The sequence below is a fragment of the Bradyrhizobium sp. CCGB20 genome (genome assembly GCF_024199855.1).
Classification (GTDB): Bacteria; Pseudomonadota; Alphaproteobacteria; order Rhizobiales; family Xanthobacteraceae; genus Bradyrhizobium.
This window is the reverse complement of record NZ_JANADN010000001.1, coordinates 2,939,598-2,957,498: the sequence shown is the minus strand read 5'-3', so window position 1 is coordinate 2,957,498 and position 17,901 is coordinate 2,939,598. Positions and strand designations below refer to the sequence as shown.

General features: G+C 65.8%; 13 protein-coding genes. 6 read left to right on the top strand and 7 right to left on the bottom strand.

The features are described 5' to 3' along the window. Window positions 1-165: 165 nt before the first annotated feature. The 7 genes from NLM15_RS13680 to hpaR form a co-directional block, all read right to left on the bottom strand. Window positions 166-1,044: a transglutaminase family protein gene (locus tag NLM15_RS13680; protein WP_254117547.1), complete on the bottom strand. Its 879-nt coding sequence runs from the start codon at window positions 1,042-1,044 to the stop codon at window positions 166-168. Then, window positions 1,041-3,554 carry a circularly permuted type 2 ATP-grasp protein gene (locus tag NLM15_RS13675; protein WP_254117546.1) on the bottom strand — a complete coding sequence of 838 codons (2,514 nt, stop codon included), beginning with the start codon at window positions 3,552-3,554 and terminating at the stop codon, window positions 1,041-1,043. The genes NLM15_RS13680 and NLM15_RS13675 overlap by 4 nt, the downstream gene beginning before the upstream one ends. Before the next feature lie 27 nt (window positions 3,555-3,581). Then, the gene (locus tag NLM15_RS13670) at window positions 3,582-6,851 is read right to left on the bottom strand and encodes a DUF2126 domain-containing protein (protein WP_254117545.1); all 3,270 of its coding nucleotides are present in this window, start codon (window positions 6,849-6,851) and stop codon (window positions 3,582-3,584) included. Between the two features lie 169 nt (window positions 6,852-7,020). Next, window positions 7,021-8,544 (bottom strand): UxaA family hydrolase, encoded by a 1,524-nt coding sequence (locus NLM15_RS13665; protein WP_254117544.1) that lies wholly within the window; start codon window positions 8,542-8,544, stop codon window positions 7,021-7,023. A 99-nt stretch (window positions 8,545-8,643) separates the two neighbouring features. Then, window positions 8,644-9,420 (bottom strand): HpcH/HpaI aldolase/citrate lyase family protein, encoded by a 777-nt coding sequence (locus tag NLM15_RS13660; protein WP_063691099.1) that lies wholly within the window; start codon window positions 9,418-9,420, stop codon window positions 8,644-8,646. A gap of 129 nt (window positions 9,421-9,549) precedes the next feature. Beyond that, on the bottom strand, window positions 9,550-10,635 hold the full coding sequence (locus NLM15_RS13655) for a malate/lactate/ureidoglycolate dehydrogenase (protein WP_254117542.1): 1,086 nt from the start codon (window positions 10,633-10,635) through the stop codon (window positions 9,550-9,552). A gap of 117 nt (window positions 10,636-10,752) precedes the next feature. Continuing rightward, window positions 10,753-11,271, bottom strand: coding sequence for a homoprotocatechuate degradation operon regulator HpaR (gene hpaR, locus NLM15_RS13650; protein ID WP_254117540.1), 519 nt, complete (start codon window positions 11,269-11,271; stop codon window positions 10,753-10,755). 111 nt (window positions 11,272-11,382) lie between these two features. Between hpaR and hpaH the strand changes: the two genes are divergently transcribed. The 6 genes from hpaH to NLM15_RS13620 all read left to right on the top strand — a co-directional run bounded on the left by hpaH (window position 11,383) and on the right by NLM15_RS13620 (window position 17,858). Then, window positions 11,383-12,189 (top strand): 2-oxo-hept-4-ene-1,7-dioate hydratase, encoded by an 807-nt coding sequence (gene hpaH / locus NLM15_RS13645; protein WP_254117538.1) that lies wholly within the window; start codon window positions 11,383-11,385, stop codon window positions 12,187-12,189. Window positions 12,190-12,222: 33 nt separating this feature from the next. Beyond that, complete coding sequence (locus NLM15_RS13640; protein ID WP_254117537.1) at window positions 12,223-12,621, top strand: 5-carboxymethyl-2-hydroxymuconate Delta-isomerase; 399 nt, start codon at window positions 12,223-12,225, stop codon at window positions 12,619-12,621. After that, complete coding sequence (gene hpaE / locus NLM15_RS13635; RefSeq protein ID WP_254117536.1) at window positions 12,614-14,152, top strand: 5-carboxymethyl-2-hydroxymuconate semialdehyde dehydrogenase; 1,539 nt, start codon at window positions 12,614-12,616, stop codon at window positions 14,150-14,152. The genes NLM15_RS13640 and hpaE overlap by 8 nt, the downstream gene beginning before the upstream one ends. 27 nt (window positions 14,153-14,179) lie before the next feature. Next, a complete protein-coding gene (gene hpaD / locus NLM15_RS13630; protein WP_254117534.1) occupies window positions 14,180-15,163 on the top strand; it encodes a 3,4-dihydroxyphenylacetate 2,3-dioxygenase in 984 nt (327 codons plus the stop codon). Between the two features lie 174 nt (window positions 15,164-15,337). Next, the gene (locus NLM15_RS13625) at window positions 15,338-16,207 is read left to right on the top strand and encodes a fumarylacetoacetate hydrolase family protein (protein ID WP_254117532.1); all 870 of its coding nucleotides are present in this window, start codon (window positions 15,338-15,340) and stop codon (window positions 16,205-16,207) included. A gap of 25 nt (window positions 16,208-16,232) precedes the next feature. Then, window positions 16,233-17,858, top strand: a complete 1,626-nt coding sequence (locus NLM15_RS13620) for a thiamine pyrophosphate-dependent enzyme (protein WP_254117530.1) — start codon at window positions 16,233-16,235, stop codon at window positions 17,856-17,858. Window positions 17,859-17,901 lie beyond the last annotated feature (43 nt).

Here is a 17,901-nt window from a genome sequence, read left to right as displayed (position 1 = left end):
TCGTGTCCTCGACGCGACAGCCAGCATAGCCCATCTTGGGCCAAGTGACCAAACCCCGGGACGAAATTACGGAAATATGTTGCTGTTGTGCTCTGCGCCATCACGGTTGTGGCTGGCATACGACACACCCTGGAGCAGAAGACGCCAGGCCGGCGAAACCCGCCGTCATTCCACCAGCAGCACGTCCACAGCGACGCCGAGCTTCTGCTTCGGCGAGCCGACGATGATGCCGTCGACCGGCGAGACGTCGGAGAAGTCGCGACCCACCGCGAGCACGATGTGGTCGTTCGCCACCAACAAATCATTGGTCGGATCGAAATCGACCCAGCCAAGCTCGGCCCCGCACCACAGCGACACCCAGGCATGGGTGGCATCGGCGCCCTGCAAGCGCGGCTGGCCCGGCGGCGGCACGGTGCGGAGATAGCCGCTGACATAGGCCGCCGGCAGGCCGAGCCCGCGCAGCCCTGCGATCATCACATGGGCAAAGTCCTGGCAAACGCCGTGCCGCTTGTCGAAGACCTCGCCGAGCGGCGTCGAGATCACGGTCGCCTTCGGATCGTAGCGGAATTCGGTGCGGATGCGATGCATGAGATCGGCCGCGGCGGCAAGGATGCCCGCGCCGGGCGCAAAGCTCGTCGCCGCATAGGCGCTGACGGGGCGCAGCACCGGCACCAGCGGGCTTGCGAAGACATAGCCCACCGGCGAGGACGGCCCGAGGCTGGTCGCTTCAAACGCGATGTCGCGGATGCTCTCCCAGGACGGGCTGGCGGCATCGCGCGCGGGCGGCCGTCGCGAGACGGAGACGCGCGAGCGCGAGTCGATCCGCAGATTGCGATGCGCGGCTTCGATCACGACGCTCTCGGTCAGGGTGCCGAAAAAGTCGCGCCGCACGTTGCGCTCGGAGGGGCGCGGACGGATCTCGACATGGTGCGAGATCAACTCCTGGCCATTGCCGCTCCTCGGCTCAAGCCGCAGCGTGCAGCGGGCGAAGCTGACCGGACTTTCGTATTCATAAGTCGTGACGTGCCTGATGTCGTAGATCACGCAAGCCCCGTCAGCTTTTCGGGTCGGCTGGCATTGGGGCCGTGCGGGAAGTAGTGCAGCCCGATCGCCTCGGCGAGGCTGAGCAGGTCCTGCTCCAGCGCGAACAGGGCCTTGACCTCGAGCTTCTCGGCCTCGGCGGTCGCGAGCATCGCCTGCACCGCGACCGCGAGCCGCTGCGGCTGCTCGATCAGGCCATGCTCCTTCAGGCTCGGGAGCGAAGCGATGTGCTCGTTCAGCATCGTCACCTGGAACGCGACCGAACGCGGATTGTAACTGTCGAGTACCGCGAGATCGCGCACCGGCGCCAGGATCGGCGCCAGCAGATAGCGCGAGCGGTAGGTGATCTGGGAATCCACCAGCGTCAGCAGGATATCGAGATCCTCGTCGCCGGCCTCGTCATAGGCGAACTGGCGCGCAAAGCGCGTGGTGTTGATGGCGCGCTCGGTGCGGCGGCCGATATCCAGGAAGCGCCAGCCGGCGGCGCGGTTCATGTTCTCCTGCGCCAGCCCTGCAAAGCTCGCAAGCTCCTGCAAGGTCAGCTCGGCCGCGCTCACCACGCTGTCGTCGTCCTCGACCTCCCAGGCCAGCCGGTCGGTCATCTCGGTGATGACCTGCCAGGCATCGGGCGACAGCCGCTCGCGCAGGGAAGTTGCCGTGCGCTGCGCCGCGCGCACCAGCGACAGCGCCGAGCCGAACCGCGCCTCGCTCTGCAGCGCTTCGGCGACGATGCGCCCCGGTGCCGTGCGCGAGGCCTGCGAGATCGCGCCCCAGGCCACCAGCAGGCGCTGGATGCGTTCGGCCGATTGCAGCGAGGCCGCGGTGCCCTTATTGGGCCCGCTCGGCGAGCCCAGCGCGCGCACCAGACGCAGCGTTGCTTCGGCGCGTTCGAGATAGCGGCCGAGCCAGAACAGATTGTCGGCGGCACGGCTCGGCAGCACGCCGGCGATGCGGCGGATGCGGACCTTGTCGGTCGCCGGCAGCAGCGTCGCGGTCGAGACCTTCTTCTCAGAGACCACCCAGACGTCGGCGGCGCGGGCGCCGTCGCCCATCGACACCGCGCGCGCATCGGCCTGTTCGGCGATCCGGCAGAAGCCGCCGGGCATGATGGCCCAGCCGTCGGGTGTCGCGGCCGCGAACACGCGCAGCACGAAGGGACGCGGCGTGAGCTGTCCCTGCTCCCACACCGGCATGGTCGAGAGCCGCACCACCTCCTGGCCGACATAGTCCATGCCGCGCGCGGTGATGGCGTCGATCAGGCGCTGGCGCCCGGCGGCATCGAGCTCACTCGCCAGCACCGGACCGTTGCTCTCGAAGCCGGGAACGCCGCGCCGGTAGGCGCCCTCGATCGCGACCTCGTCGAGCCGCGACAGCACCTCGTCGCGCGCGATGCGCTGGCCGCACCACCAGGTCGCGATGTGCGGCATCTTCAGCTCTTCGCCGAGCAGGCGGCGGCTGAGCGCCGGCAGGAAGCCGAGCATCGCGCGCGCCTCCAGCACGCCCGAGCCCGGCATGTTGGCGACGACCACGCCATCCTTGCGCAGCACGTCGATCAGGCCGGGTACACCGAGCCGCGAGGAGGCATCGAGCTCGAGCGGATCGAGCGAGTTGGAATCGACCCGGCGCAGCAGCACGTCGAGCCGCTTCAGCCCGGCGACGGTGCGAATGTGGATACGATTGTCGGCGACGGCGAGATCGTCGCCCTCGACCAGCAGGAAGCCGAGATAGCGCGCCAGCGTCGCGTGCTCGAAATAGGTTTCGCTGAAGCTCCCGGGGGAGAGCACGCCGATGCGCGGCTCGTCGCGGTCCGCCCGCGCGCGAAGACTGTCGCGGAACGCCTCGAAGAACGGCGCGACGCGCGGGACGTTCATCGACTTGTAGAGATCGGAGAAGGCGCGCGAGAGCACCAGGCGGTTTTCCAGCGCATAGCCAGCTCCCGACGGCGCCTGCGTGCGGTCGCCAAGCACCCACCAGCGCCCGTCGGGCCCGCGGCCGACATCGGCCGCATAGAGCGAGAGGTAGCGCCCGCCCGGCGGCGGCACGCCGCAGACGGCGCGGAGATATTCGGGGCTGCCGGCGATCGCCGCGGCCGGAAGTGCGCCCTCGGCGACAAGCTTCCCTTCGCCATAGACGTCGCGCAGCACGAGCTCGAGCAACTCGGCGCGCTGGGTGATGCCGGCGGACAGCTGCTTCCAGTCGGCCTCGTCGATCAGCAGCGGCAGATGACTGATCGACCACGGCCGGTCGGCGCTGTCTCCGGGCGCGCGGTAGGTGACGCCGGCCTCGCGCAAATGGCGGTCGGCCATGCCGAACCGCCGCTCGATCTCATCCGGCGCGAGCGCGCCGAAGGCATCGAAGAAGCGGCCCCAGACCGCGCGGGGGGCGCCGCCCGGCCCCAGAAACTCGTCGGGAATGCCGGGCAGACGGCGATAGTCGCGGACCCATTGCGCAAGGCGGCGCTGGGCTTGTGCCCTGCCCGTCTGGTCGTTTTCTTCGGCTGCGCCCTCGCCCATGCGCCTCTCCCTGCCCCACCATCATACTCATTGCAGGAGCGGGGTCCGCAAGTCGAGGGTCAGGGGAAACTCATTTGTGCGTTCCTCGGGCGGCGGCTGCATCGGACCCGGCGTGTGGCCGTGGTCTTGGAAGCGCGCCAGCCGCCGCGCCTCGGCCTCGTAGGTGTTGACCGGCTTGGTGTCGTAGCTGCGCCCCCCGGGATGGGCGACGTGGTAGACACAGCCGCCGAGCGAGCGGCCGTTCCAGCTGTCGATCAGGTCGAAGGTCAGGGGCGCGTGGACGGGGATGGTCGGGTGCAGGCCGGAGGCCGGCTGCCAGGCCTTGAAGCGGACGCCGGCCACGGCTTCCCCCGAACGGCCAGTCGAGGTCATCGGCAGGCGGCGGCCGTTGCAGGTCACGATGTGACGGCCTTCGACAAAACCCTCGGCTTTTACTTGAAGTCGTTCGACCGAACTGTCGACATAGCGCACCGTGCCGCCAGCCGAGCCCTCCTCGCCCAGCACGTGCCAGGGCTCCAGCGCCTGCCGCAATTCCAGCGTCACGCCGCCATGATGGACGCGGCCAAAGGCGGGGAAGCGGAATTCGAGCTGGGCCAGATACCATTCCGGCTCAAAGGGATAGCCGGACTGCTTCAACTCAGAAAGCACTTCAAGAAAATCCTGCCAGATGAAGTGAGGCAGCATGAAGCGATCATGCAGCGACGTGCCCCAACGCACGAACTTTCCTTGTTGTGGCTCGCGCCAGAACTTTGCGATCAGCGCGCGGATCAGGAGCTGCTGCGCCAGCGACATGCGCGGATCGGGCGGCATTTCGAGCGCGCGGAATTCGACGAGGCCGAGCCGCCCCGTGGGGCCGTCAGGCGAATAGAGCTTGTCGATGCAGATCTCGGCGCGGTGGGTGTTGCCGGTGATGTCGACGAGCAGATGCCGGAACAGCCGATCGACCAGCCAGAGCGGCGTCTGGTAGCCCGGCGGCGGCACGTGGGAGAGCGCGATCTCGAGCTCGTAGATGCTGTCGTGGCGCGCTTCATCGATGCGCGGCGCCTGGCTGGTCGGGCCGATGAAGAGCCCTGAGAAGAAATAGGACAGCGAGGGATGCCGCTGCCAGTGCAGCACCAGGCTCTTGAGCAGATCGGGCCGGCGCAGGAACGGCGAATCCTGAGGCGAGGAGCCGCCGACGACGACGTGATTGCCGCCGCCGGTGCCGGTGTGGCGGCCGTCGACCAGGAAGCGGTTGGCGCCGAGGCGCACCTTGCCCGCATCCTCATAGAGGCCGGAGGTGATGTCGACCGCATCGCGCCAGCTCTTCGCCGGCTGGATGTTGATCTCGATGACCCCGGGATCGGGCGTCACCTTGATCACCTCGACGCGCGGATCGAACGGCGGCGGATAGCCCTCGACATGGACCTGCAGCTGCATCTCCTCGGCAGTGGCTTCGAGGGCCGCGACCAGCTCGAGATAATCCTCGATGCGCTCGACCGGCGGCATGAAGGCGCAGAGCACGCCGTCGCGGACTTCGACCGACATCGCGGTGCGGACCGGGACCGACGTGTTGAGCTGCTCGGGCGCGACCCGCGGCGGCGCTTCCGGACGCGCGGCGAGCGTGAACACCGGCAGCTTGTCCCGTGGCTCCAACGGATCCTGCTCGACGATGTAGGGATATTGGTTGGACGGGACGTAGCCGAGCGAACCGATCGGCAAGCGCAAGCCGAGCGGTGAATCGCCCGGTGTCAGGAACAGATGATTGCGCCGGAGTTGCCAGCGCTCGCTGCGCCAGCGCGGCGGCGCGTTCCAGCGCTGCACCGGCAGCACGAAACCGCGCGGCGTGTTGAGGCCCTCGTCGAACACGCGCGCCATGCGGGCGCGGGCTTCCGGATCGGACAATTTGGCGTCGGACGGATCGACGTTGACCGGAAGCTCGGCCTCCTTCTGGAGCCAGTACGCAGTGTCCTCATAGGCCGGTATGATGTAGCCGGGATCGAGCCCGAGCCGCGCCGCCGTGCCCTCCATGAAGGTCTCGGCATCCTTCACCTGCGCTGGCCGCGGATTTTCGATGCTGGCGATGAGGTCGGCGTTCTTCCAGATCGGCACGCCGTCCTTGCGCCAGTACAGGCCGAAGGCCCAGCGCGGCAGGCTCTCGCCGGGATACCATTTGCCCTGGCCGTAATGCAGCAGCCCGCCCGCCCCGAAGCGCGTCCGCAGGCGGCGGATCAGATCGTCGGCGAGTGCGCGCTTGGTCGGGCCCACGGCCTCCGTGTTCCATTCCGCCGCCTCGAGATCGTCGACCGAGACGAAGGTCGGCTCGCCGCCCATGGTGAGGCGCACGTCCTGTGCGGCGAGATCGCCATCGACCTGCTCGCCGAGATCGTTGAGCCGCGCCCAGGATTCGTCGGAGAACGGTTTTGTGATGCGCGGCGCCTCGCGGATGCGCTTCACGCTCATGTCGAATTCGAATTCGACCTCGGCGAAGCCGGCGCCGCCGGAGATCGGCGCAGCGGAGCGATAGTGCGGCGTGGCGGCAACCGGGATGTGCCCCTCGCCCGCTAGCATGCCGGAGGTCGCGTCGAACCCGATCCAGCCGGCGCCCGGCAGATAGACCTCGGCCCAGGCGTGCAGGTCCGTAAAATCGTTCTCGACTTCCGGCGGGCCCTCGATCGGATCGATGTCGGGACGGATCTGGACGAGATAGCCGGAGACGAAGCGGGCGGCGAGACCGAGATGGCGGAAGGTCTGGATCAGAAGCCAGGCGGAGTCGCGGCATGATCCGGCGCAGGACGACAGCGTCTCCTCCGGCGTCTGTACGCCCGGCTCCATCCGGATGATGTAGCGGATCTTCTTCTGGAGCTCCCTGTTGAGATCGACCAGGAAGTTGACGGTGTTCGGGGCCTCGTGCGGGATCGTGTCGAGATATTTCGCGAACAGCCGATCGGGCTTGATGGTCTCGAGATAAGGCGCGAGCTCCGTCTTCAGGTCCTTCGGATAGTCGAACGGGAAGCTGTCGGCATAGGGCTCGACGAAGAAATCGAACGGGTTGACCACGGTCATCTGCGCCGTGAAATCGACCTCGAATTTCAGCTCGGTGGTCTTTTCAGGAAAGACATAGCGCGCGAGCCAGTTGCCCTGCGGATCCTGCTGCCAGTTCACGAAGTGATTTGATGGCGTGACCTTGAGCGAATAGCTCAGGATCGGCGTACGCGTATGCGGCGCCGGCCGCAGCCGGATGGTCTGCGGGCCGAGATCGATCGGACGGTCGTATTTGTAGTGCGTGACGTGGTGTAATGCGACGTAGATCGACACGGGATGCGGTGCTCCAGCAGCATTTTTGAGCAGAACACCGCTGGTGACCTCGATCAAGCATTAACAACGGGCAATCCGTGCCTACGGCACGGGCGAATAGTGAGTGGCGAATGGCGAATGGGTGTTCGAGCAGGCAATTCGCCACGCCCTATTCACCATTCGCCCCCTCTCACATCGTCGCGCCCAGCACCCAGGGCGCGAACTCGGCGCCGCCGAAGTCAAAACTCTCGCTCTTGGTCGGCTGGCCCGAGGCAGTCTTCAGGATGAGCTCGAAGATGCGCTGGCCGCACTCCTGGACGCTCTCCTCGCCTTCCAGGATGGTGCCGCAATTGACGTCCATGTCCTCTTCCATGCGCTTGTACATGGGCGTGTTGGTGGCGAGCTTGATCGAGGGCGCGGGCTTGCAGCCGAACACGCTGCCGCGGCCGGTGGTGAAGCAGACCAGATTGGCACCGCCGGCGACCTGGCCGGTGGCCGCGACCGGATCGTAGCCGGGCGTGTCCATGAACACGAAGCCGCGCTTGGTCACCGGCTCGGCGTAGCGGAGCACGTCGACGAGATTGGTGGTGCCGGCCTTGGCCATCGCGCCGAGCGACTTTTCGAGGATGGTGGTGAGACCGCCGGCCTTGTTGCCGGGGCTCGGATTGGCGTTCATCTCGGCGCCTTCGCGCTCGGTGTACTCGTCCCACCAGCGCATGAGATCGACGAGCTTCTCGCCGACCTCGCGGCTGACCGCGCGGCGCGTCAAGAGATGCTCGGCGCCGTAGGTCTCCGGCGTTTCCGAGAGGATCACGGTGCCGCCGTGACGCACGATCAGATCGCTCGCAGCGCCCAGTGCGGGATTGGCGGATACGCCGGAATAGCCGTCCGAGCCGCCGCATTGCAGGGCCACGGTGAGCTCGCTCGCGGGGACGCTCTCGCGCTTGACCTTGTTGGCGTCGGCGAGGGCTTCGCGCACGAAGGCGATGCCGGCTTCCACCGTCTTGCGGGTGCCGCCTACTTCCTGGATGTCCATCGCGCGCAGGCGGCCGGCGAGCTTCTGCTCTTCCATCAGGCCGCCGATCTGGTTCACCTCGCAGCCGAGGCCGAGCACGATGACGTGGGAGAAATTGACGTGCCGCGCGTAGCCGCCGAGCGTGCGGCGGAGCAGCGCCAGCGGCTCGTTCTGCGTCATGCCGCAGCCGGTCTTGTGGGTCAGCGCGACCACGCCGTCGACATTCGGAAAGTCGGCGAGCGGATTGTCGCCGGTGAACGGATTCTTCTTGAAGACGTCGGCGACGAGGCTCGCGACGTGCGCGCTGCAATTCACAGAGGTGAGGATGCCGATGTAGTTGCGGGTGGCGACGCGACCGTCCGGTCGGCGGATGCCTTCGAACGTCGCCGGCAGATCGAAATTCGGCGTCGGCTTGACGTCGGCGCAATAGGCGTAGTCTTTCGAGAAGTCGCCCATGCCGCAGTTCTGCACATGCACGTGCTGGCCCGGCGCGATCGGCACCGTCGCAAAGCCGATGATCTGGCCGTAGCGAATGACAGGTTCGCCAACGGCGATCGGCTTGATCGCGACCTTGTGGCCGGAGGGAATGCGCTCGACCGTGGTCACGCCGTCGGCGACCGCCGTTCCCGGCGGCAGGCTCGCGCGCGCGATCAGCACGCCATCATCGGGATGCAGGCGGATGACGGGGCTGATGGTCATGGCGAATCTCCTTCGGGCGCGAATAGCGGGTAGTGAGTAGCGAATGGAAAAAGGGGAGCAGCACCATTCGCTACTCCCCATTCGCCATTCCCGGGTTTCTCAGGCCTTGCCGGCCGAATCCTTGCGGGTCGCATTGACCTGCATCTTGGCATAGGTCGTCATCAGGCCGACCTCGTTCGAGAGCGTCACCAGCTTGAAGCCCATGTTGATGGCGCGCGCCGCGCCCTCGGCGCCGCTGCAATGGATGCCCGGATTGAGGCCGCGCTTGCCGCATTCCTTGATGATCTTCTCGTAGATCGCGAGGATCTCGGGCTCGCTGCGGTCGAGCTTCGGCTCGAGGCCGTAGGAGAAGCCGAGATCGGACGGGCCGATATAGACGCCGTCGATGCCCTCGACGTCGAGGATCGCTTCCATGTTCTCGACCGCGGTCTTGGTCTCCATCATCGGCAGGAGGATGGTGTCGGCATTCGCGGTCTTCTGATAGGAGCCCGCGGTGCCGTACATGCCGGCGCGGATCGGGCCGTTTGAGCGGACGCCCTGCGGCGGGTACTTGGAATAGGAGACGAGGTTTTTGGCTTCCTGCGCCGTGTTGACCATCGGGCAGATCACGCCATAGGCGCCGCCGTCGAGCACCTTGCCGATGATGCCGGGCTCGTTCCAGGGCACGCGAACCATCGGGGTCACGGGATGCTTGTCCATGGCCTGGAAGCACTGCACCATCGACAGATAGTCCTGCACGCCATGCTGCATGTCGACGGTGACGCTGTCGAAGCCGCATTGCGCGATCATCTCGGCCGAGAAGCCCGAGGGGATCGCGAGCCACGCGTTGACCACGGCCTTGCCCGACTTCCAGATTTCCTTGACCTTGTTCGCCACGTTGCCTTCCTTCTTTGTTGTTTGGACCGTGTTGTCTGGACCATCGTCACCACGCCGAGCGCCGCGACAGCACGACCCCGCTGTTACCGCGAACCGGGGCGCCGCGCTACGCTCGCAATGACGCAAGACCTATGCGGTTGCCCTCTGGATGCTGACTTCGCTGACGCCGACCTCGCGGGCGGTGTTCACTATTGCCGCCCAGGTGTCATCCGGCAAGGGGATGCCGTTTTGGTTGCGCTCAGCCCTCGTTTTCCGCTCGGGATCGCCGGGAATCAGCACCTGATCGACCCCTGCCACCGGCTTGGTCGCATGGATGAAGTCCGCATAGCGCGACACCTCTGCGTCGAACACATGGGAGGTATCGACCACCTTCGGATCGATATAGAACGCTAGCATGCCGTTGGCAAAGCGCCGTCCGCCCGAGGTGGCCCCGGTTCCGGTCAGCGCGCCGCCGAGCAGCTCGCACATGAAGGCGAGGCCCGATCCCTTGTGCTCGCCGAAGGCGCGGATGGCGCCCGTCCCCTTGGTGTGATCGCGCGGCCCGTCCGGCGTGAAGGGCCCGTAAAGGACAACCGGATCTTCGCTCAAGGTGCCGTCGGCATCGACCAGCGCGCCCTTCGGCAGCTTCTTGCCGCCGCGGCTTGCGACCAGCACCTTGCCCTCGGCCACGACCGAGGTTGCAAAATCCAGCACGATCGGATCCTGGCCCTCGCGCGGGATGCCGACGCAATAGGGCGCAGTGGAGAGCCGCTTCTCGACGCCGCCGAACGGCGCCACCAGCAGCGAGCCCGCGGCATTGACGAAATGCACCGAGACCAGCCCTTCCGCGGCGGCCATCTCGGCCCAGTCGCCGACCCGGCCGATATGCCCGGCGTTGCGCAATGCGATGGCGGCGAGCCCCGCCTTCCTGCATTTCTCGATGCCCATCCGGACCGCCTGCGGCGTCACGGTCTGGCCATAGCCGAACTTGCCGTCGACCACCGCGAGCGACGGCGTATCGAGCACGATCTCGGCGTTCTGGTTCGGGACGACGAAGCCCGTCTTCTGCCAGCGGATATAGACCGGCACGCGGATCACGCCGTGGCTGTCGTGGCCGGTCAGGTTCGCCGTGGTCAGATAGGTGGCGATGCGCCTGGCTTCTTCGGGGGACGATTGCGCGTGCGCAAAGACTTCAGTGACGAAGTCGATCAGCCTCTGGACCTGTATGGTGACCATGACGGCCTGCTTGCCTCCACCCGCGCCGATTTTGAAGCGATCGGCTTGAGAATCATTTTGAGCGAAAAAATGCGGCCATGTCCATGGCCGTTGCCGCGCGCTCGCGCATATCTGCTTTCACTCCTCGGCACTTGCCTCCTCGCCGGTGCCGAGCCCTGCAAGACTCTGTTCGAGCTCGCCGAGCATCTCCTGCAACTCGGCGAGCTTGCGCGCGCCGAAGCGCTGGGTGATCTCCGCATAGATCGCTTCCGAGGACGGCGCGACGGAGGCCATCAGCTTCACGCCCTCTTTCGAGATCGAGACCATGCTGCGGCGCTGGTCCGCCTTCGCGGTCTTGCGCTCGATCAGATTGCGCGCCTCGAGATCGCGCAGGATGCGCGACAGGCTCGGCCCGAGGAGAAACGCGGTGCGCGCGAGTTCCGTGACCTCCGCGGCCTCGATCGCCGCGAGTGCGCGGAGGATGCGCCATTGCTGCTCGGTCAAGCCGTGTTCGCGCAGCTTGGGACGAAATTGCCGCATCACGGCCTCGCGCGCCCTGAGCAGCGACATCGGAAGCGAGCGCGAGAAGTCGCGCATTGGCACCTGCCGTGCGGCAGGCTCACTTCCGTTCGCGGGATCAGCCGGTCTCTTCGCCATGATGCCCTTTCAAGCCGCAAAATGTTTGCAGTGCAGCAAGCCCGAATTGTGTTTGACGCATTCACTTAACATGTTAAGTATCTCCGGGCACCAGGATTTCGAAGATCACAGATGGCGCTTTCCAACGACGATATCCAAGCTTGCGCGAGGCGTCTGCACCAGGCGGAGAAGACCCGCACGCAGATCCGGCAGCTTTCACAGGATTTCCCAGACATCAGCATCGCTGATGCCTACGCGATTCAGAAGGCCTGGGTCGACGTCAAGATCGCCGAGGGGCGCATCGTCAAGGGCCACAAGATCGGCCTGACCTCGAAGGCGATGCAGAGTTCGCTCAACATCGACGAGCCGGATTCCGGCGTGCTGCTCGACGACATGTTCTTTGCCGATGGCGGCCTTGTCCCGACCGAGCGCTTCATCGCCACCCGCGTGGAGGCCGAGCTCGCCTTCGTCATGAGCAAGCGGCTCGCAGGCCCCGACTGCACGCTGTTCGACGTGCTCAACGCCACCGATTTCGTCGTGCCGGCGCTGGAGATTCTGGACACCCGCATCGAGCGCGTCGATCCCACGACGAAAGCGACGCGCAAGATCTACGACACCATCGCCGACAATGCGGCGAATGCCGGCATCGTGCTCGGCGGTCGCCCGATCCGTCCGCTGGACGCCGATCTGCGCTGGATCGGCGCGCTGTGCTTCAAGAACGGACAGCTCGAGGAAACGGGTCTCGCCGCCGGCGTGCTCAATCATCCCGCCACTGCGGTGGCCTGGCTCGCCAACAAGATCGCGCCGCTCGGTCTTGCGCTGGAGCCCGGTCAGGTCGTGCTCGCAGGCTCCTTCATCCGTCCGATCGAGACACGCAAGGGCGACACAATTCAGGCCGATTATGGCACCTACGGCTCGGTGAGCTGCTACTTCGCGTAAAGCAACAAGACGACAGCAGGGAGTGAAACCGCGATGCCGCATTTCACGATCGAATATTCTGCCAATCTCGACGGCCGCCTCGACATGGCGCTGGTGTGCGAGGTCGTGCGAAAGGCGGCGGTCGAGACCGGCATCTTCCCGCTCGGCGGCATCCGCGTCCGCGCCATCAGGTGCGAGCATTATGCGATCGCCGATGCGCGGAACGACTACGGCTTCCTCGACATGGTGCTGCGTATCGGCGAGGGCCGCGACCTTCCCACCCGCCAGAAGGCCGGCGAGCATGTCTTCCAGACGCTTTCAAAACATCTCGATCCCGTCTTCGCCGCCAGCAAATTCGCCTTGTCGTTCGACATGCAGATCAACGACAAGGACACCAGCTGGAAGCGCAACAACATCCACGACGCCCTGAAAGTGGAGGCTGCCCATGGATAAGTCCACGCCGAAAGCTGATGTATTCCAGGCCAACCGCGACCGCGCCGCGCCGCTGCTGAAGACGCTGCGCGCCGACGGCATCGGCCACATGATCGACGGCAAGATCGTGCCCGCGATCTCCGGCGAGACGTTTGAGACGAAATCGCCGGTCGATGGCGCAACGCTCGCGAGCGTCGCGCGCGGCAACGCCGAGGACATCGACGCTGCGGCCACTGCCGCCGCCCTCGCCTTCAAGTCCTGGCGCGACATGGGGCCTGCGATGCGGCGCAAGCTGCTGCATCGCGTCGCCGATGCGATCGAGGACAACGCCGACGACATCGCGGTGCTCGAATGCATCGACACCGGGCAGGCCTATCGCTTCATGGCCAAGGCCGCGATCCGCGCCGCCGAGAATTTCCGCTTCTTCGCCGACAAATGCGCCGAGGCGCGCGATGGCCAGAACACGCCGAGCGACGAGCACTGGAACGTCTCCACCCGCGTACCGATCGGCCCCGTCGGCGTGATCACGCCCTGGAACACGCCGTTCATGCTCTCGACCTGGAAGATTGCCCCTGCGCTGGCCGCCGGCTGCACCGTCGTGCACAAGCCGGCCGAGTGGTCGCCGGTGACGGCGAGCATTCTGGCACGGCTGGTCAAGGAAGCCGGCGTACCCGACGGCGTGCTCAACACCGTCCACGGTTTTGGTGAGGAAGCCGGCAAGGCCCTGACCGAGCATCCCGCGATCAAGGCGATCGGCTTCGTCGGCGAGAGCGCGACGGGCTCGGCGATCATGGTTCAGGGCGCCCCGACCCTGAAGCGCGTGCATTTCGAGCTCGGCGGCAAGAACCCGGTCATCGTGTTCGACGATGCCGATCTCGACCGCGCCCTCGATGCCGTCGTGTTCATGATCTACTCGCTCAACGGCGAGCGCTGCACGTCGTCGAGCCGCCTGCTGATCCAGCAGAGCATCGCGGAGAAATTCGTGGAGAAGCTGACCGCGCGCGTGAAGGCGCTGAAGGTCGGCCATCCCCTCGATCCCGCCACCGAGATCGGGCCGTTGATCCATGAACGGCACCTGGCAAAAGTGTGCTCCTATTTCGACGTCGCACGCCAGGACGGCGCGACCATCGCGGTCGGCGGCAAGACTTATGACGGCCCCGGCGGCGGACATTACGTCGAACCGACGCTGGTAACCGGCGCGCACGGCAAGATGCGCGTGGCGCAGGAAGAGGTGTTCGGCCCGTTCCTGACCGTGCTGCCGTTCAGGGACGAGGCGGACGCGATCGAAATCGCCAACGACATCCGCTATGGCCTGACAGGCTATGTCTGGACCAACGAGATGGGGCGCGCGCTGCGTGTCGCCGACGCGCTGGAGGCCGGCATGATCTGGCTGAACTCGGAGAACGTCCGCCACCTGCCGACGCCGTTCGGCGGCATGAAGGCGAGCGGCATCGGCCGCGACGGCGGCGATTACTCGTTCGACTTCTACATGGAAACCAAGCACGTCTCGCTGGCGCGGGGCACGCACAAGATTCAGAAATTGGGACTCTGACGCTCGTCGTTCCGAGGGGAAACGCCAATGCCCGTACCGCAACATATCTTCGAGCCGCCGTTCAACATCATCCGCTCCAGCCACGTCGTGCTCGACGTGACCGACCTGAAGCTGAGCCGCGAATTCTACGAGACCACCGTCGGCATGCATGTCGAGGATGCCGACGACAAATTCGTTTACCTGCGCGCCGCCGAGGAGCATCAGCATCATTCGCTGGTGCTGCGCAAGGCGGCGGTGCCTGCCTGCAATCGATTGGGCTTCAAGGTCGGCAACGACGGAGATCTCGACAAGGCAGCCGCCTTTCTCTCCGAGAACGGCCTTTCTTACGCCTTCGTCGACCAGCCGTTCCAGGGCCGCACGCTGCAATTCACCGATCCCTTCGGCTTCCAGATCGAGCTCTACGCATCGATGGACCGCCGGCCGCACCTGCTTCGCCGCTACGATCTCTACAGGGGATGCCACCCGCAGCGGCTCGACCATTTCAACGTGTTCGCCGCCGAGGTGCAGGACACCGTCGAGTTCTACGCACGGCTCGGCTTCCGTCTCACCGAATATGCCGAGGAGGACGGACCGAACGGCCGCATCGCCGCGGCCTGGATGCATCGCAAGGGCAATGTCCATGACTTCGCCATCACCAATGGCAAGGGCCCTCGCCTGCACCATTTCGCGTACTGGACGCCGACGGCGATGAACATCATCCATCTCTGCGACGTCATGGCCTCGCAGGGTTTTGTGAAGAACATCGAGCGCGGTCCGGGACGCCACGGCATCTCGAATGCGTTCTTCCTCTATGTGCGCGACCCCGATGGACACCGCCTCGAACTCTACACCAGCGATTACTTTACCGGCGATCACGACCACGAGCCGCTGCGCTGGTCGCTGCGCGATCCGCGCCGCCAGACGCTGTGGGGCGCGCCGGCGCCACGCTCCTGGTTCGAGCAGGGCTCGCCTTTCTCAGGGCAAGCCGTGCGCGAGCCGAAGTTCGTGGCCGACGTGCTGGTGGCGGATTGATGCCCATGATTAGCCGAGCTTCTCTTCCTGTCGTCCCTGCGAAAGCAGGGACCCATAACCACAGGGAGGAGTCTGGCGAAGGTTGGTCGTTCGGGATTGTCGTCGCACTCCATCGATAGATCACGCGGTATGGGTCCCTGCTTTCGCAGGGACGACAAGAGAGATTGATCACCTATGAAGCTCCCTCGCCTCGCCACCTACTCCGTCAAGGGTGATATCAGCTACGGCGCCGTCCTGGAGGGCGGCATCGTCGATCTCGCTTCGCGCCACGCAAAGGACTATCCGACGCTGCGCGAGGTGATCGCGGCCGGAAAGCTCGTGAGCTTCGCAGAAGAAGCCGCCGGCCGCACGCCGGATCACGCACTCGCCGACATCACCTGGCTGCCGCCGGTGCCCGCACCGGAAAAGATCATCTGCATCGGCGTCAACTATCCGGACCGCAACGCCGAGTACAAGGACGGCCAGGACGCGCCGAAATATCCGAGCATGTTCATGCGCTCGCCCCGCTCCTTCGTCGGTCACGACACGCCGCTGGTGCGCCCTCGCGCGTCAGCGCAGCTCGACTATGAGGGCGAGATCGTGCTGGTGATCGGCAAGCAAGGCCGGCACATTCCGGAAAGTGCCGCGCTCGATCACATCGCCGCACTCACCCTCTGCAACGAAGGCTCGGTGCGCGACTGGCTGCGCCACGCCAAGTTCAACGTCACGCAAGGAAAGAACTTCGATTCCAGCGGCAGCCTCGGCCCGTGGCTCGTGCCCTACACGAGGGAAGCGCAGATCGCCGACGTCAGGCTCACCACGCATGTCAACGGCGAGCTGCGGCAGGACGATCGCACCAGCAGGCTGATGTTCCCGTTCCGCTATCTCATCAGCTATATCTCGACCTTCGCAACGCTGGTCCCCGGCGACATCATCGTCACGGGCACGCCGACCGGCGCCGGCGCGCGGTTCGATCCGCCGCGTTACCTGAAGCCGGGCGATGTCATCGAAATCGAGGCGGAAGGCATCGGCCAATTGCGCAACGGTGTCGTCGACGAAGCCTGAACAACAATCGAAGTGGAATAGTGCAATGACCACCCTCACCGGCGGCGAAGCGATCGTAAGCGGCCTTGTTGCCCACGGCGTCGACACCGTGTTCGGCCTGCCCGGCGCGCAGGTTTACGGCCTGTTCGATGCCTTTCACCAGGCCCAGCTCAAGGTGATCGGGGCGCGGCACGAGCAGGCCTGCGGCTACATGGCGTTCGGCTATGCGCGCTCCAGCGGCAAGCCCGGCGTGTTCAGCGTGGTGCCCGGCCCCGGCGTGCTCAACGCCAGCGCGGCATTGCTGACCGCCTTCGGCTGCAACGAGCCCGTGCTCTGCGTCACCGGCCAGGTACCGACACAGTTTCTGGGCAAGGGCCGTGGCCATCTGCACGAAATGCCGGACCAGCTCGCGACCCTGCGCACCTATGTGAAATGGGCCGACCGCATCGAACATCCCGGCAACGCGCCGACGGTCGTCGCGCGTGCCTTCCAGGAGATGACGTCCGGGCGCCGTGGCCCTGCCTCGGTCGAAATGCCCTGGGATATTTTCACCCAGCGCGCCGACACGGCGGCAGCACAGGTGCTGGAGCCGCTGCCCGCACCGCTGCCTGACCCCGATATGATCAAGCAGGCCGCCGCGCTGATCAGGAACAGCAAGGCGCCGATGATCTTCGTCGGCAGTGGCGCGATCGAGGCCAGCGAGGAAATCCTCGAGCTCGCCGAGATGATCGATGCCCCCGTGGTCGCCTTCCGCAGCGGGCGCGGCATCATTTCCAATGCGCACGAGCTCGGCCTGACCATGGCCGCCGCCTACAGACTGTGGGGCAAGACCGATCTGATGATCGGCATCGGCACGCGGTTGGAGCTGCCGACCATGTCGCGCTGGCCTTATCGGCCCGATGGCCTGAAGAGCATCCGCATCGACATCGATCCCGTCGAGATGCGGCGCTTCATCTCGGACGCAGCGATCGTCGCCGATGCCAAGGCTGCGACCGCGGATCTCGCGGCCGCCGTCAGCAAGGCCGGTTACAGCAAGACCGCCGGCCGCCGCGCTGCGATCCGCGAGGCGACTGCAACCGCACAACAGGAAATCCAGCGCATCCAGCCGCAGATGGCGTATCTCAACATTTTGCGCGAGGTGCTGCCGGCGAACGCGATCGTCACTGATGAACTCTCGCAGTTCGGCTTCGCTTCCTGGTACGGCTTTCCGGTCTACGAGCCGCGCACCTTCATCACGTCGGGCTATCAGGGCACGCTCGGCTCGGGCTTCCCGACCGCGCTCGGGGCCAAGGTCGCCAATCCCGACAAGCCGGTGGTGGCGATCACCGGCGACGGCGGTTTCATGTTCGGCGTGCAGGAGCTCGCCACCGCCGTGCAGTTCAACATCGGCGTGGTGACGCTGGTGTTCAACAACAACGCCTATGGCAATGTCCGCCGCGACCAGCGCGAACGCTTCGACGGCCGTGTGGTGGCGTCGGATCTCGTCAATCCGGATTTCGTCAAGCTCGCGGAGTCCTTTGGCGTCGCGGCAGCGCGCGTCACCGCGCCGGATCAGTTCAAAGCGGCGATGGAGAAGGCGCTCGCCCACGGCGGGCCGTATCTGATCTCGGTGGAAGTGACGCGGGACTCGGAAGTCAGCCCCTGGGCGTTCATTCACCCGCCGAAGCCGTAGTGATCCTCATGGTGAGGAGGCGCGAAGCGCCGTCTCGAACCAT

Excerpts from the sequence above, each read along its gene's own strand:
- hpaD (WP_254117534.1), top strand. The coding sequence starts at position 14,180 with ATGCCCGTACCGCAACATATCTTCGAGCCGCCGTTCAACATCATCCGC.
- NLM15_RS13625 (WP_254117532.1), top strand. The coding sequence starts at position 15,338 with ATGAAGCTCCCTCGCCTCGCCACCTACTCCGTCAAGGGTGATATCAGC.
- NLM15_RS13675 (WP_254117546.1), bottom strand. The coding sequence starts at position 3,554 with ATGGGCGAGGGCGCAGCCGAAGAAAACGACCAGACGGGCAGGGCACAA.
- NLM15_RS13655 (WP_254117542.1), bottom strand. The coding sequence starts at position 10,635 with ATGGTCACCATACAGGTCCAGAGGCTGATCGACTTCGTCACTGAAGTC.
- hpaH (WP_254117538.1), top strand. The coding sequence starts at position 11,383 with ATGGCGCTTTCCAACGACGATATCCAAGCTTGCGCGAGGCGTCTGCAC.
- NLM15_RS13665 (WP_254117544.1), bottom strand. The coding sequence starts at position 8,544 with ATGACCATCAGCCCCGTCATCCGCCTGCATCCCGATGATGGCGTGCTG.
- NLM15_RS13640 (WP_254117537.1), top strand. The coding sequence starts at position 12,223 with ATGCCGCATTTCACGATCGAATATTCTGCCAATCTCGACGGCCGCCTC.
- hpaR (WP_254117540.1), bottom strand. The coding sequence starts at position 11,271 with ATGGCGAAGAGACCGGCTGATCCCGCGAACGGAAGTGAGCCTGCCGCA.
- NLM15_RS13620 (WP_254117530.1), top strand. The coding sequence starts at position 16,233 with ATGACCACCCTCACCGGCGGCGAAGCGATCGTAAGCGGCCTTGTTGCC.
- hpaE (WP_254117536.1), top strand. The coding sequence starts at position 12,614 with ATGGATAAGTCCACGCCGAAAGCTGATGTATTCCAGGCCAACCGCGAC.